Source organism: Rhodococcus opacus B4 (assembly GCF_000010805.1).
Taxonomy (GTDB): domain Bacteria; phylum Actinomycetota; class Actinomycetes; order Mycobacteriales; family Mycobacteriaceae; genus Rhodococcus_F; species Rhodococcus_F opacus_C.
Genome location: NC_012522.1, coordinates 1,240,043 through 1,254,514 on the forward strand (window position 1 = coordinate 1,240,043; position 14,472 = coordinate 1,254,514).

The window sequence follows — 14,472 nt, forward strand, 5'->3', positions numbered from 1 at the left end:
GCCATGGATCTGGATGCAGCCCCAGACCCGAGGGTGGATCACACCCCGCGGGCCACCAACCTGTCGGCGGTGCTGGCCGTGACCGCACACATGCACGACTGCGGGAATCGGGACGAGATCCTGTCCCTGCTCGCCGAAGCCCTCCCCGAACTCGGCCCCTTCTCGGTCGAACCCGTCACCGTCATGACGGGCGACGTCCCCGACGACGACGTCTGGCGACACCGGGTATTGCTCGACGATTCGTGGTCCAGGCCGGTGTCGCTGACACTGCGGGCCGACTACCCGCCGACGCCGGTGCAGGCGACGCTCCTCGAATTGTTGATCCAGCATGCGGGGGCTGCCCTGCGCGCCGCGTCGCTCCGTTCCCGGTCCGCCACCCAGGAACGCCAACTGCGCGATGCCGCGGACGAGATCACCGCAATCGGCGCGAGGGCCGCGCGACTCGAAGAGGAAGCGAAGATTCACCGCATCTTCGGGCGACTCGCCGCGACCGGCGCCGAGGAGACCGCCATCGCCGAGACCCTCCACGAGGTGACCGGACTCGCCGTCGGTATCGAGGACGCGTTCGGCAATCTTCGTGTCCTGGCCGCGTCCGACGGGTCCGGCCCGGCACCCCGGTACCGCAAGGTCGGTGGGGGGAACCGGGTCGACGTCCTGCGCCGCGCCACGATGGAGGGGCGCCCGCTGCGGGACGACAACCGGATCGTGCAGCTGGTCCGGCCCGGCCGGACACTTCTCGGTGTCCTCTATCTGTCCGACCCGGAGCACCGCGCCACCGATCTCGACACCTTCGCCCTCGAGCACGCCGCGACGATGCTCGCCGTCGACATGGCACACCGCAGATCGCTCGCCGAGACGGAGGCACGGCTGAGCCGCGATCTCGGAGCAGATCTACTCGCCGGCACCGACGACGACAGCGCCTACTCGCGTGCCGACGCGCTCGGCTACGACCTGCACACACCGCAACGCGTCCTGGTCGTCCACTGGGGTTCGGACACACCCGTCGAGTCCGTCACGGAAGCGTTCCGGCGCCACCTGACGGCCACCGACTCGTCGGCCCTCCTCGTCCACGGCAACGAGCACCGAACCGGTGTCCTCACGGCAGTCATGGACGCGAAGGCAGACGTGAACACCGTCTTCGCGTCGTTGAAGAAGTCACTCGGCCCTGCAGTCGGCGTGATCGGGGTCGGATCCGAATCCACCTCGCCCAGCACACTCCCCGAGTCGTACACCCACGCGATCCGCGCCCTCGACATCCGGAAGCAGTCGCTCTCGCCTCACGGTGTGGCACTGTTCGACGAACTCGGCGTCTACCGGATTCTCGACTCGCACAGCAGCACCGGAGATGTCGAGGCATTCGTGCGGGAATGGCTGGGTCCCCTGCTCGACTACGACCGGGAGCACCGCAGCACGATGACGGCCACACTCGCCCAATACCTCGAATGCGGCGGCAAGTACGACGAAACCGCGCAGGCTCTCAGGATCCACCGCAGCACCCTCCGGTACCGGATGTCCCGTATTCACGAACTGACCGGCCGTGATCTCCGCAGTGTCGACACCCGCCTGAATCTTCACCTGGCGGCACGGGCACTACAGGTCCTGGCCGGCGGCGCGCCGGGGTGAAAGAGCGTGTGCGGCAACGGTTGCCGTCGGCAAAAATTGCCCGGAAATGCCGAAAGCCCCCCAACATGGTTGGGGGGCTTTCGGTAACGGATGTTCGGCGGTGTCCTACTCTCCCACACCCTGTCGGGTGCAGTACCATCGGCGCTGGAGGGCTTAGCTTCCGGGTTCGGAATGGGACCGGGCGTTTCCCCTCCGCTATGGCCGCCGTAACTCTATGAAACTGTCACACACGCTTCGCGTGTGAACAGAGTGAACGCTGAACCCCCCTTTTTTGGGGGGCTTCGCCCACACACGATCCACGAAAAACGTGTGAATCGTGTGTGTTGTTTCAGATACTGCACAGTGGACGCGTAGCTTCTTTGTGGTAAGTCCTCGGCCTATTAGTACCAGTCACCTGCACCAGTTACCTGGCTTCCAGTTCTGGCCTATCAACCCGGTGGTCTGCCGGGGGCCTTACCCCCTCGAGGGGGTGAGAAACCTCATCTTGGAACAGGCTTCCCGCTTAGATGCTTTCAGCGGTTATCCCTTCCGAACGTAGCTAACCAGCGGTGCTCCTGGTGGAACAACTGGCACACCAGAGGTTCGTCCGTCCCGGTCCTCTCGTACTAGGGACAGCCTTCCTCAAGTTTCTAACGCGCGCGGCGGATAGAGACCGAACTGTCTCACGACGTTCTAAACCCAGCTCGCGTGCCGCTTTAATGGGCGAACAGCCCAACCCTTGGGACCTACTCCAGCCCCAGGATGCGACGAGCCGACATCGAGGTGCCAAACCATCCCGTCGATATGGACTCTTGGGGAAGATCAGCCTGTTATCCCCGGGGTACCTTTTATCCGTTGAGCGACACCGCTTCCACTTGCCGGTGCCGGATCACTAGTCCCGACTTTCGTCCCTGCTCGACCTGTCAGTCTCACAGTCAAGCTCCCTTGTGCACTTGCACTCGACACCTGATTGCCAACCAGGCTGAGGGAACCTTTGGGCGCCTCCGTTACATTTTGGGAGGCAACCGCCCCAGTTAAACTACCCACCAGGCACTGTCCCTGAACCAGATCATGGTCCGAGGTTAGAGGTCCAATACGATCAGAGTGGTATTTCAACAACGACTCCACACTCACTGGCGTGAGCGCTTCACAGTCTCCCACCTATCCTACACAAACCGAACCGAACACCAATACCAAGCTGTAGTGAAGGTCCCGGGGTCTTTTCGTCCTGCCGCGCGTAACGAGCATCTTTACTCGTAATGCAATTTCGCCGAGTCTATGGTTGAGACAGCTGAGAAGTCGTTACGCCATTCGTGCAGGTCGGAACTTACCCGACAAGGAATTTCGCTACCTTAGGATGGTTATAGTTACCACCGCCGTTTACTGGGGCTTAAATTCTCAGCTTCGCCACAAGTGGCTAACCGGTCCTCTTAACCTTCCAGCACCGGGCAGGCGTCAGTCCGTATACATCGTCTTACGACTTCGCACGGACCTGTGTTTTTAGTAAACAGTCGCTTCTCACTGGTCTCTGCGGCCCCACCCAGCTCACACTGCAAGAGTGATCACCGGACGAGGCCCCCCTTCTCCCGAAGTTACGGGGGCATTTTGCCGAGTTCCTTAACCATAGTTATCTCGATCGCCTTAGTATTCTCTACCTGACCACCTGTGTCGGTTTGGGGTACGGGCCGTGTGAAAGCTCGCTAGAGGCTTTTCTCGGCAGCATAGGATCACTGAATTCGCCTCATTCGGCTATGCGTCACCTCTCAGGCTGTATGAACGGCGGATTTGCCTACCGTTCGCCCTACAGGCTTACACCAGTATTACCACTGACTGGCTCAGCTACCTTCCTGCGTCACCCCATCGCTTGGCTACTACCAGATCAGGTCCCATGCATCCACATCCAGGGCCCCCGAAGGGACGTAAGGACGCTTCAGGATGGTTAGTATCACTGATTCACCAGGGGCGCGTTCACACGGGTACGGGAATATCAACCCGTTGTCCATCGGCTACGCCTGTCGGCCTCGTCTTAGGTCCCGACTCACCCTGGGCGGATTAACCTGGCCCAGGAACCCTTGGTCATTCGGCGGACGAGTTTCTCACTCGTCTTTCGCTACTCATGCCTGCATTCTCACTCGTGTGGCCTCCACGGCTGGGTCACCCCGCCGCTTCCATGGCCACACGACGCTCCCCTACCCACCCACACCACTGCCCACGACTCCGCAGAATCGAGGGGGTGCATTGTGTGAGTGCCGCAGCTTCGGTGGTGTACTTGAGCCCCGCTACATTGTCGGCGCAGGATCACTTGACCAGTGAGCTATTACGCACTCTTTCAAGGGTGGCTGCTTCTAAGCCAACCTCCTGGTTGTCTTCGCGACCCCACATCCTTTTCCACTTAGTACACGCTTAGGGACCTTAGCTGGCGATCTGGGCTGTTTCCCTCTCGACTACGAACCTTATCGCCCGCAGTCTCACTGCCGCGCTCTCACTCACCGGCATTCGGAGTTTGGCTGATTTCGGTAAGCTTGTGGGCCCCCTAGACCATCCAGTAGCTCTACCTCCGGTGAGAAACACGCGACGCTGCACCTAAATGCATTTCGGGGAGAACCAGCTATCACGGAGTTTGATTGGCCTTTCACCCCTACCCACAGCTCATCCCCTCAGTTTTCAACCTAAGTGGGTTCGGTCCTCCACGACGTCTTACCGTCGCTTCAACCTGGCCATGGGTAGATCACTCCGCTTCGGGTCTAGAACATGCCACTACGAACGCCCTATTCGGACTCGCTTTCGCTACGGCTACCCCACACGGGTTAACCTCGCGACATGCCACTAACTCGCAGGCTCATTCTTCAAAAGGCACGCCATCACCCCCAGCCACAAGTGGCTCGAAGGCTTTGACGGATTGTAAGCGCACGGTTTCAGGTACTATTTCACTCCCCTCCCGGGGTACTTTTCACCTTTCCCTCACGGTACTAGTCCGCTATCGGTCACCAGGGAGTATTCAGGCTTATCGGGTGGTCCCGACAGATTCACACCAGATTTCACGGGCCCGGTGCTACTTGGGTTTCCATCACGACAGTCGTCATGTTTTCGTGTACGGGATTCTCACCCTCTACGACAGGCCGTTCCAGACCACTTCCACTAACACAACGATTTCTTACTGTCGGCCAACACGGCAGCATCGACAAGATGAACCCCACAACCCCACGAATGCAACACCTGCCGGCTATCACACATCCATGGTTTAGCCTCTTCCGCTTTCGCTCGCCACTACTCACGGAATCACTATTGTTTTCTCTTCCTGTGGGTACTGAGATGTTTCACTTCCCCACGTTCCCTCCACACACCCTATATATTCAGGTGCGGGTAACACGACATCACTCGTGCTGGGTTTCCCCATTCGGACATCCTCGGATCTCAGCTCGGTTGACAGCTCCCCGAGGCTTATCGCAGCCTCCTACGTCCTTCATCGGCTCCTGGTGCCAAGGCATCCACCGTACGCTCTTCATTACTTACAACAAAGATGCTCGCGTCCACTGTGCAGTTCTCAAACAACACACCCCGCTCGAACTCCCGCCAGCACCATGCCCACCACCGAAATGGCGCGGTCTGCCTGACATTCGAACCGGATCGTTCTTACCCAAGAGACAAACACTCACGTGTTCTCTCAGGACCCAACAGTGCATCGATATAACTCTTCTCCCACCGGCACTCGGGCCGGCAGCAGTGAAAAGAATGTTTGTCAGTGTTCCACCCATGAGCGTCTGCCGTTCCACATGTGGGAACGAAACAGTCTCTGCCAGAACATCATCCACTGACTGTTCAGTGGTGCACGTCTGGAGAATGCTCCTTAGAAAGGAGGTGATCCAGCCGCACCTTCCGGTACGGCTACCTTGTTACGACTTCGTCCCAATCGCCGATCCCACCTTCGACGGCTCCCTCCCACGAGGGGTTAGGCCACCGGCTTCGGGTGTTACCGACTTTCATGACGTGACGGGCGGTGTGTACAAGGCCCGGGAACGTATTCACCGCAGCGTTGCTGATCTGCGATTACTAGCGACTCCGACTTCACGGGGTCGAGTTGCAGACCCCGATCCGAACTGAGACCGGCTTTAAGGGATTCGCTCCACCTCACGGTATCGCAGCCCTCTGTACCGGCCATTGTAGCATGTGTGAAGCCCTGGACATAAGGGGCATGATGACTTGACGTCGTCCCCACCTTCCTCCGAGTTGACCCCGGCAGTCTCTTACGAGTCCCCACCATTACGTGCTGGCAACATAAGACAAGGGTTGCGCTCGTTGCGGGACTTAACCCAACATCTCACGACACGAGCTGACGACAGCCATGCACCACCTGTATACCGACCACAAGGGGGGGCCACATCTCTGCAGCTTTCCGGTATATGTCAAACCCAGGTAAGGTTCTTCGCGTTGCATCGAATTAATCCACATGCTCCGCCGCTTGTGCGGGCCCCCGTCAATTCCTTTGAGTTTTAGCCTTGCGGCCGTACTCCCCAGGCGGGGCGCTTAATGCGTTAGCTACGGCACGGATCCCGTGGAAGGAAACCCACACCTAGCGCCCACCGTTTACGGCGTGGACTACCAGGGTATCTAATCCTGTTCGCTACCCACGCTTTCGCTCCTCAGCGTCAGTTACTGCCCAGAGACCCGCCTTCGCCACCGGTGTTCCTCCTGATATCTGCGCATTTCACCGCTACACCAGGAATTCCAGTCTCCCCTGCAGTACTCAAGTCTGCCCGTATCGCCTGCAAGCTCGAGGTTGAGCCTCGAGTTTTCACAGACGACGCGACAAACCGCCTACGAGCTCTTTACGCCCAGTAATTCCGGACAACGCTTGCACCCTACGTATTACCGCGGCTGCTGGCACGTAGTTGGCCGGTGCTTCTTCTGCAGGTACCGTCACTTTCGCTTCGTCCCTGCTGAAAGAGGTTTACAACCCGAAGGCCGTCATCCCTCACGCGGCGTCGCTGCATCAGGCTTTCGCCCATTGTGCAATATTCCCCACTGCTGCCTCCCGTAGGAGTCTGGGCCGTGTCTCAGTCCCAGTGTGGCCGGTCACCCTCTCAGGTCGGCTACCCGTCGTCGCCTTGGTAGGCCATTACCCCACCAACAAGCTGATAGGCCGCGGGCCCATCCTGCACCAGTAAACCTTTCCACCAACGGCCATGCAGCCGAAGGTCATATCCGGTATTAGACCCAGTTTCCCAGGCTTATCCCGAAGTGCAGGGCAGATCACCCACGTGTTACTCACCCGTTCGCCGCTCGTGTACCCCGAAGGGCCTTACCGCTCGACTTGCATGTGTTAAGCACGCCGCCAGCGTTCGTCCTGAGCCAGGATCAAACTCTCCGTTGAAGACTCTAGAAAGAGGCGAACCTCAATCAGTCATAGACATCGAGTCAAATCACTAGCGATCAAAAACTCAAACTAGCTATCAAACACTGACCCCCCACCGACGGAAGAAGGAGGGAAGCCAGCAAAAATACCCACACCACACAAACCCCGAAACCCGAAGGCCCCGAAAGCAATCCGTGATGCGGAGTACCAAAAACATTTGGCACTGACATTCATCGACACACTGTTGAGTTCTCAAAGAACACGCGCACACCATCACTTCCGGCTCACTCGCCGGCCGCTCCGGGGCAACCGTTCCATCTTATCCTACCAGCTTCACCGGCGCAAGCCATGATGCTGATCAAGATCAAACCGGGATCGAAGCACCACCATACACGGTGATGAACTTCCGATTTACCAGGCGCCTTCGTCCAACCTCGTGTCCCCCGCCTTCCGGCCGGGGTCGGTGTCCGTGTCGCTCTGACCTGGAATAAGTTACGCGAAGGGAAACAGCTTGCCAAATCGCCAGGTCGCCGTGCTCGTCGTCGCGGATTTCGCTGGTCAGAGCGGGTGAGCCCCTACGGATCCGGGGTCTCGCCGCCATACCCGTCGCTGTGACGCCGGACTCACCGTGAAGGACTGGGTTCCGCATCCACTCGTTCGATGCGGCCACCGAGTTCCTGCAGGATCTCGACGAAGCGGGGGTAACCGCGGTCGATGTGGAAGACGTCGTGCACTTCGGTCACCCCGTCGGCGACGAGCCCCGCCAGCACCAGGCCGGCGCCGGCCCGGATGTCCGACGACCACACCGGCGCGCTCGACAGCTGCGCGATTCCCCGGATGACCGCGTGATGGCCGTCCGTTCGCGCATCGGCGCCCAACCGGATCATCTCTTCGACGAAACGGAATCGCGCCTCGAAGACGTTCTCCGTGATCATCGACGTTCCCTCCGCGACCGCCGCGAGACCGATGGCCATCGGCTGCAGGTCGGTGGGGAATCCCGGATAGGGCAGCGTCGCAAAGTTGACGGCCGTCGGCCGCGCTTCCTGGACCACCCGGAATCCGTCGGCCTCGGCCGTGACCTCGGCGCCCGCCACCCGCAGTTTGTCGAGCACCAGGCCGAGATGCTTCGGGTTGACCCCGCGCACGCGCACGTCACCGCGGGTCATCGACGCGGCAATCCCCCACGTCGCCGCGACGATCCGGTCGCCGATGACACGGTGTGTCGTGGGCTCGAGCTTGGGGACGCCCTGGATGGTCAGCGTGGACGTGCCGGCGCCCCGGACCTTGGCGCCCATCTGATTCAGCATGTTGCACAGGTCGACGATCTCGGGTTCCCGAGCCGCGTTGTCGATCACCGTCTCGCCCTTGGCGAGCACGGCGGCCATCAGGATGTTCTCCGTCGCGCCCACCGACGGGAACGCGAGCCGGATGTTCGCCCCGTGCAGGTCGTCGGCTTGCGCGACGACGCAGCCGTGTTCGATCGTGCTGTGCGCACCCAGCAACCGCAGCCCCGACTGGTGCATGTCGAGCGGCCTCGAACCGATGGCGTCGCCACCGGGGAGCGCGACCACGGCGCGCCTGCAGCGCGCGACCAACGGTCCCAGCACGCATACCGACGCGCGGAACTGGCGCACCGCCGCGAAATCGGCGTGATGTTTGGGTTCGGCGGGTGTCGTGATCCGGACGACGGAATCGTCGAGGTCCACGTCGCAGCCGAGGCCGCGCAGGACGTCGGCCATCAAGGGAACATCCAGGATGTCCGGGCAATTGGTGACAGTTGTGGTGCCCTCAGCCAACAGCGCTGCCGCCATCAGCTTGAGAACGCTGTTCTTCGCGCCCCCGACAGACACTTCACCTACGAGGCGGTTACCGCCGGTGACAAGGAAGCGTTCGCTCACAGATCACAGCCTAGAGCCAGGGATGCCGACCCCGGAGGCCGGTACCGTAACGCTATGGCCGTACACCTCACCAAGATCTATACCCGGACCGGCGACGACGGGACCACCGGACTCAGCGATTTCTCCCGTGTGTCGAAGAACGATCCGCGGCTGATCGCGTACGCCGACTGCGACGAGGCGAACGCCTCGATCGGCGTTGCGGTGGCGCTGGGCGACCCGCCGGCGGAGATCCGGTCGATGCTGCGGCAGATCCAAAACGATCTGTTCGATGCCGGCGCCGACCTCTCCACCCCGGTGGAGGCGGAACCGAAGTACCCGCCGCTGCGTATCACCGGCGAGTACATCGATCGGCTCGAAGGCTGGTGCGACGAACTGAACGAACGCCTGGAACCGCTGAACTCGTTCATTCTCCCGGGCGGAACGGCGCTGGGCGCCCTGCTGCACGTGGCACGAACGGTGACTCGTCGCGCCGAGCGGTCGGCGTGGGCGGCAGTCGATGCAAATCCGGAGACCACCAACGCGCTGCCGGCAAAATACCTCAACCGCCTGTCGGATCTGCTGTTCATCGTCAGCAGGCTCGCGAACCCCGAGGGCGACGTGCTCTGGAAGCCGGGAGCCGGAAAGTCCTGATCAGAGTCGGCGACCGCGGACCGATCGGCCCGACGGTCGTGATTCGACCCAGGACAGGAACGCGGTCAGCGCTCCCCCGTCCAGTGCGATCTCGTACGAACTCCCGCGGTCCCTGACCGACAGGATGATGATCTCCTCGGACATGATGTCGAATTCGGAGCCCTCAGGGCTGCGACGACCTGCGACCTCGATGCCCTGTCGCTCGATGCGCGAATCGGGGCCGGGTCGCAGACTCGACAGTTTGAAGAAGACGAGGGAACCCTCGCCGTAGCGGATGACGCCATGGCGCCACCCGGTGTCTCCCGGGGCAGGCGTCACCCGGAGGATCGCCGCGGTGCCCCCGCGGCGCAGTACTGCAAGCCGATACAGAAAAACCGCGACGAAGGCCGCGAGCAGCACAACCAGAATGATCAACACAGTCATTCCGATTGTCACTGTTCGTCGGCTCCGTCGCGGTCTTTCTCGTGCAGCCTAGGCGCGCTCTACAGCGCGGACCCGCCCCTTGGCGACAGCAATCGCCTCGAGGTCGTCTCCACTCTCTGCGAGCACGGCCTTGGCCGCTTCCACATCGATGTCCTCGGCCAAGTCTGCTGACTCGGCGAGGATCGTGACTGTCTTCGCGGTCACGGACAGGAATCCGCCGTGCACAGCAGCGACGATACGCTCACCGTCGGCCGTCGTGATCGCAACCACTCCGCCCTCGACCAACTGTCCGAGAACCGGCTCATGCCCAGGCATGACACCGATCTCGCCCTCGGTCGTCTGTGCGCTGACGAGAGTCGCCGAACCAGACCACAACCGTCGCTCCACGGCGACGAGTTCCACGGTCATCTCAGCCATCGTCGACTACTTCCCGGCGATCTTCTTGGCTGCAGCCTCGACGTCGTCGAGTCCACCACAGCTGTTGAACGCCTGCTCGGGCAGGTGATCGAACTCGCCCTTGCAGATGCGGTCGAACGCCTCGATGGTGTCACGGAGCGGCACCACGGAGCCGGGCTCACCGGTGAACTTCTCGGCGACGATGAAGTTCTGGCCGAGGAACTTCTGCAGGCGGCGGGCACGGCCGACGAGCACCTTGTCCTCTTCCTGCAGCTCGTCCATACCGAGGATGGCGATGATGTCTTGCAGTTCCTTGTACTTCTGCAGGATGCGCTTGACCTCGTTGGCGACCCGGAAGTGCTCGGCACCGACGATGCCGGGCTCCAGGATGCGGGAGGTGGAGGTCAGCGGGTCCACAGCGGGGTAGATACCCATCTGCGAGATCGGACGCGACAGCTCGGTGGTGGCGTCGAGGTGCGCGAACGTCGTGGCCGGCGCCGGGTCGGTGTAGTCGTCGGCGGGCACGTAGATCGCCTGCAGCGAGGTGATGGAGCGGCCTCGCGTCGAGGTGATGCGCTCCTGCAGCTCACCCATCTCGTCAGCCAGGGTCGGCTGGTAACCCACGGCCGAAGGCATACGACCGAGCAGGGTCGACACCTCGGAACCGGCCTGGGTGAAACGGAAGATGTTGTCGATGAACAGCAGCACGTCCTGGCCCTGGACATCGCGGAAGTATTCCGCCATGGTCAGCGCGGACAGGGCGACGCGCATACGCGTTCCCGGCGGCTCGTCCATCTGGCCGAAGACAAGGGCGGTGTCCTGGAGGACGCCCATCTCTTCCATCTCGAGGTGAAGGTCGGTGCCCTCACGGGTGCGCTCACCGACGCCTGCGAACACCGAGGTTCCGGAGAACTCGCGGGCGATACGGGTGATCATTTCCTGGATCAGAACGGTCTTGCCGACACCGGCACCACCGAACAGACCGATCTTTCCACCCTTGACGTACGGGGTGAGGAGGTCGATGACCTTGATGCCGGTCTCGAGGATCTCCGTCTTGCCCTCGAGCTGGTCGAAGGCCGGTGGCTTGCGGTGGATGCCCCACTGCTCGCCGTCGCGACCCGTACCGGGAGCGTCGAGGCAGTCGCCCAGCGCGTTGAAGACGTGGCCCTTGACGACGTCGCCGACCGGAACCGAGATCGGCTTGCCCGTGTCCGACACCGAGGTGCCGCGGATCAGACCGTCGGTGGGCTGCATCGAGACGGTGCGCACCAGGTTGTCGCCGAGGTGCTGTGCGACCTCGAGGGTCAGCGTCTTGGCGACCGAGGGGAGCGTGATCTCGGCGTGCAGGGCGTTGAACAGTTCAGGAATGGCGCCACGCGGGAATTCAACGTCCACGACGGGACCGATGACCCGCACGACGCGGCCGGCGACGGACGAATCCGAGCCTGCCCCGTTGTTTTCGGTTACTGCTGCGGTCATTGCTTAGTCACTTCCTGCGCTCGAGGCGAGCGCATTCGCGCCGCCGACGATCTCGCTGATTTCCTGGGTGATCTGGGCCTGGCGAGCCTGGTTTGCCTGACGGCTCAACGTGTTCACCAGTTCGTTTGCGTTGTCCGTCGCGGCCTTCATGGCGGTACGACGGGCAGCCGACTCCGACGCCGCAGCATCCAGCAGCGAGGAGTAGATGCGGGTGCTGATGTACTTCGGCAGCAGGGCCCCGAGCAGCTTGTCGGGTTCCGGCTCGAAGTTGTATCCGGCGACCGGTTCCGAGTTGCTGGACCCGTGACCGTTCGACAGCATGTCTTCGCCGAGCTCGACGTGCTCCTCGGAGACCATCACCTCGAGGGGAGCCATCCGGCGCACCTCGGGCGACTGGGTCAGCATCGACACGAAACGGGTGTAGACGATGTGCAGCTCGTCGACGCCTTCGATGGTGCCCTCGCCGTTCGGCGCGGGGACCTCGGAGCCTGATCCGGCCATGAACAGGTCGACCAGGTGCCGGCTCGCCTTGGCAGCATCGGAGTAGCCCGGATCCTGGGAGAACCCGGTCCACGCACCCCCCAGATCGCGGTCCCGGAACGTGTAGTAGCCCAGACCCTTGGATCCGAGCACGTAGATGACCGGGTCCTTGCCCTCGCTGCGCAGCAGCTGGAACAGCTCCTCGGCCTCCTTGAGGACGTTGGAGTTGTATCCGCCGCACATACCGCGGTCGCTGGTGACGACCAGGACCGCGGCACGCTTGGGATCGGTGCGCTCGTTGAGTAACGGGTGGTCCAGGGAAGCGGACGCGCTCGCCAGCTCCGAGAGAACCTTCGTGATCTCCTCGGCGTACGGCTTCGCCGCAGCGACGCGCGACTGTGCCTTCGTGATCCGCGAGGTCGCGATCAGTTCCTGCGCCTTGGTGATCTTCTTGGTCGAGTTGACCGACTTGATGCGAGACCTCAGTTCGAGAATGCTTGCCATCGATCGATCACTCTCCCTTCATGTTTCGCAGCATCATGGGCAGGCCGCTCACTTGCTGACGGTGGTGCGCTTGACGTTGATCTGCTCGTGGCCGACCTCGCCGGCGTCCAGGGCTTCAGCCTCGGCCTCGTTCACGACCCGGCTTCCGTCGGACGCGAGGAAGGTCTCCTTGAACTTGTCGGTGGCCTCGACCAGCGCCTTGGCGTTGTCGGCGTCGAGGGCCTTGCCGCCCTTGATGCTCTCGTACACGCCGGAGGCGGTGCGGTGCAGCTCGTCGAGCAGCTCGGCCTCGAAGCGGCGGACGTCGCCGACGGGCACGCTGTCGAAGACACCTTCACCGGCAAGGTAGATCGACACGATCTGGTCCTCGACGGGGATCGGGCTGTACTGATCCTGCTTGAGCAGCTCCACCAGGCGGGCACCACGCTCGAGCTGTGCCTTCGAGGCGGCGTCCAGATCGGAGGCGAAGGCGGAGAACGCCTCGAGCTCGCGGAACTGGGCCAGCTCCAGACGCAGCGAGCCGGACACCTTCTTCATGCCCTTGGTCTGCGCGGCGCCACCGACACGGGACACCGAGATGCCGACGTTGATGGCGGGACGGACACCCTTGTTGAACAGGTCCGACTCGAGGAACACCTGACCGTCGGTGATGGAGATGACGTTGGTCGGGATGTACGCCGAGACGTCGTTGGCCTTGGTCTCGATAATCGGCAGCGCGGTCAGCGAGCCTCCACCCAGCGCGTCGGACAGCTTGGCCGAACGCTCCAGCAGGCGGGAGTGCAGGTAGAAGACGTCACCGGGGTATGCCTCACGTCCCGGCGGGCGGCGCAGCAGCAGCGAGATGGCGCGGTACGCCTCGGCCTGCTTGGTCAGGTCGTCGAACACGACCAGGACGTGCTTGCCCTGGTACATCCAGTGCTGACCGATGGCGGAGCCGGTGTAGGGGGCGAGCCACTTGAAACCGGCGGAGTCGGAGGCCGGGGCGGCGACGATGGTGGTGTACTCCATCGCGCCCTGCTCCTCGAGGGCAGCCTTGACGCCCGCGATGGTGGAACCCTTCTGGCCGATCGCGACGTAGATGCAGCGAACCTGCTGCTTCTCGTCGCCGGTCTCCCAGTTGGCCTTCTGGTTCAGGATCGCGTCGATGCAGACGGCGGTCTTGCCCGTCTTACGGTCGCCGATGACGAGCTGACGCTGTCCGCGGCCGATCGGGGTCATCGCGTCGATGGCCTTGATGCCGGTCTGCAGCGGCTCCTCGACGGGCTGACGCTCGAGGACCGAGGCAGCCTGCAGCTCGAGGGCGCGGGTCTCGTCGCTCGCGATCTCGCCCAGGCCGTCGATCGGCTGGCCGAGCGGGTTGATGACGCGGCCGAGGAAGGCGTCGCCGACGGGCACCGACAGCACGTCGCCGGTCCGCTTGACTTCCTGGCCTTCCTGGATGTTCTCGTAATCGCCCAGGATGACGGCACCGATCTCGGTGGCATCCAGGTTGAGCGCGACGCCCAGAATTCCGCCGGGGAACTCCAGCAGTTCGTTGGCCATCGCCGAAGGCAGGCCACTGACGTGCGCGATGCCGTCGCTGGTGTCGGTCACGACGCCGACCTCTTCGCGGGAGGCCTCCGGGGAGTAGCTCGCGGTGTAGTTCTCGATCGCGCTACGGATCTCGTCGGAGGAGATCGTCAGCTCCGCCATGTTTTTCCTGCTCTC

8 protein-coding genes and 3 rRNA genes are annotated in these 14,472 nt (G+C 62.3%); 2 read left to right on the plus strand and 9 right to left on the minus strand.

Annotation, left to right across the window (positions count from 1 at the left end):
* The first annotated feature begins 3 nt into the window (after positions 1–3).
* Positions 4–1,623 carry a PucR family transcriptional regulator gene (locus ROP_RS05805; RefSeq protein WP_012688403.1) on the plus strand — a complete coding sequence of 540 codons (1,620 nt, stop codon included), beginning with the start codon at positions 4–6 and terminating at the stop codon, positions 1,621–1,623.
* Positions 1,624–1,715: 92 nt separating this feature from the next.
* On the opposite strand, the gene rrf is transcribed toward ROP_RS05805, so the two are convergent.
* The 4 genes from rrf to murA form a co-directional block, all read right to left on the minus strand.
* A 5S ribosomal RNA gene (rrf, locus tag ROP_RS05810) occupies positions 1,716–1,832 on the minus strand.
* A 151-nt stretch (positions 1,833–1,983) separates the two neighbouring features.
* Positions 1,984–5,117 (minus strand): 23S ribosomal RNA (locus ROP_RS05815).
* A 336-nt stretch (positions 5,118–5,453) separates the two neighbouring features.
* A 16S ribosomal RNA gene (locus ROP_RS05820) occupies positions 5,454–6,973 on the minus strand.
* Together the 16S, 23S and 5S rRNA genes form the textbook arrangement of a ribosomal RNA operon.
* A 605-nt stretch (positions 6,974–7,578) precedes the next feature.
* Positions 7,579–8,853: a UDP-N-acetylglucosamine 1-carboxyvinyltransferase gene (gene murA / locus ROP_RS05825; protein ID WP_012688404.1), complete on the minus strand. Its 1,275-nt coding sequence runs from the start codon at positions 8,851–8,853 to the stop codon at positions 7,579–7,581.
* A 54-nt stretch (positions 8,854–8,907) separates the two neighbouring features.
* Between murA and ROP_RS05830 the strand changes: the two genes are divergently transcribed.
* Positions 8,908–9,483 (plus strand): cob(I)yrinic acid a,c-diamide adenosyltransferase, encoded by a 576-nt coding sequence (locus ROP_RS05830; protein WP_012688405.1) that lies wholly within the window; start codon positions 8,908–8,910, stop codon positions 9,481–9,483.
* Here the strand turns inward: ROP_RS05830 and ROP_RS05835 are convergent, their stop codons facing one another.
* From ROP_RS05835 to atpA, 5 genes are read right to left on the minus strand one after another with little or no spacing between them, the layout of a single operon-like run.
* Positions 9,484–9,906, minus strand: coding sequence for a DUF2550 domain-containing protein (locus ROP_RS05835; protein WP_043824269.1), 423 nt, complete (start codon positions 9,904–9,906; stop codon positions 9,484–9,486).
* A gap of 48 nt (positions 9,907–9,954) precedes the next feature.
* Entirely contained in the window at positions 9,955–10,323 is a 369-nt protein-coding gene (locus ROP_RS05840) for a F0F1 ATP synthase subunit epsilon (RefSeq protein ID WP_007300053.1), read from the minus strand.
* Between the two features lie 6 nt (positions 10,324–10,329).
* Entirely contained in the window at positions 10,330–11,781 is a 1,452-nt protein-coding gene (atpD, locus tag ROP_RS05845) for a F0F1 ATP synthase subunit beta (RefSeq protein ID WP_012688407.1), read from the minus strand.
* 3 nt (positions 11,782–11,784) lie between these two features.
* On the minus strand, positions 11,785–12,765 hold the full coding sequence (locus ROP_RS05850; protein ID WP_012688408.1) for a F0F1 ATP synthase subunit gamma: 981 nt from the start codon (positions 12,763–12,765) through the stop codon (positions 11,785–11,787).
* A 48-nt stretch (positions 12,766–12,813) separates the two neighbouring features.
* Positions 12,814–14,457: a F0F1 ATP synthase subunit alpha gene (atpA, locus tag ROP_RS05855; RefSeq protein WP_012688409.1), complete on the minus strand. Its 1,644-nt coding sequence runs from the start codon at positions 14,455–14,457 to the stop codon at positions 12,814–12,816.
* Positions 14,458–14,472: the final 15 nt, after the last annotated feature.

Bases quoted from the DNA above. Each gene is read 5' to 3' on its own strand.
- ROP_RS05830 (WP_012688405.1), top strand. From the start codon at position 8,908: ATGGCCGTACACCTCACCAAGATCTATACCCGGACCGGCGACGACGGG.
- atpA (WP_012688409.1), bottom strand. From the start codon at position 14,457: ATGGCGGAGCTGACGATCTCCTCCGACGAGATCCGTAGCGCGATCGAG.
- ROP_RS05805 (WP_012688403.1), top strand. From the start codon at position 4: ATGGATCTGGATGCAGCCCCAGACCCGAGGGTGGATCACACCCCGCGG.
- ROP_RS05835 (WP_043824269.1), bottom strand. From the start codon at position 9,906: ATGACTGTGTTGATCATTCTGGTTGTGCTGCTCGCGGCCTTCGTCGCG.
- ROP_RS05840 (WP_007300053.1), bottom strand. From the start codon at position 10,323: ATGGCTGAGATGACCGTGGAACTCGTCGCCGTGGAGCGACGGTTGTGG.
- atpD (WP_012688407.1), bottom strand. From the start codon at position 11,781: ATGACCGCAGCAGTAACCGAAAACAACGGGGCAGGCTCGGATTCGTCC.
- ROP_RS05850 (WP_012688408.1), bottom strand. From the start codon at position 12,765: ATGGCAAGCATTCTCGAACTGAGGTCTCGCATCAAGTCGGTCAACTCG.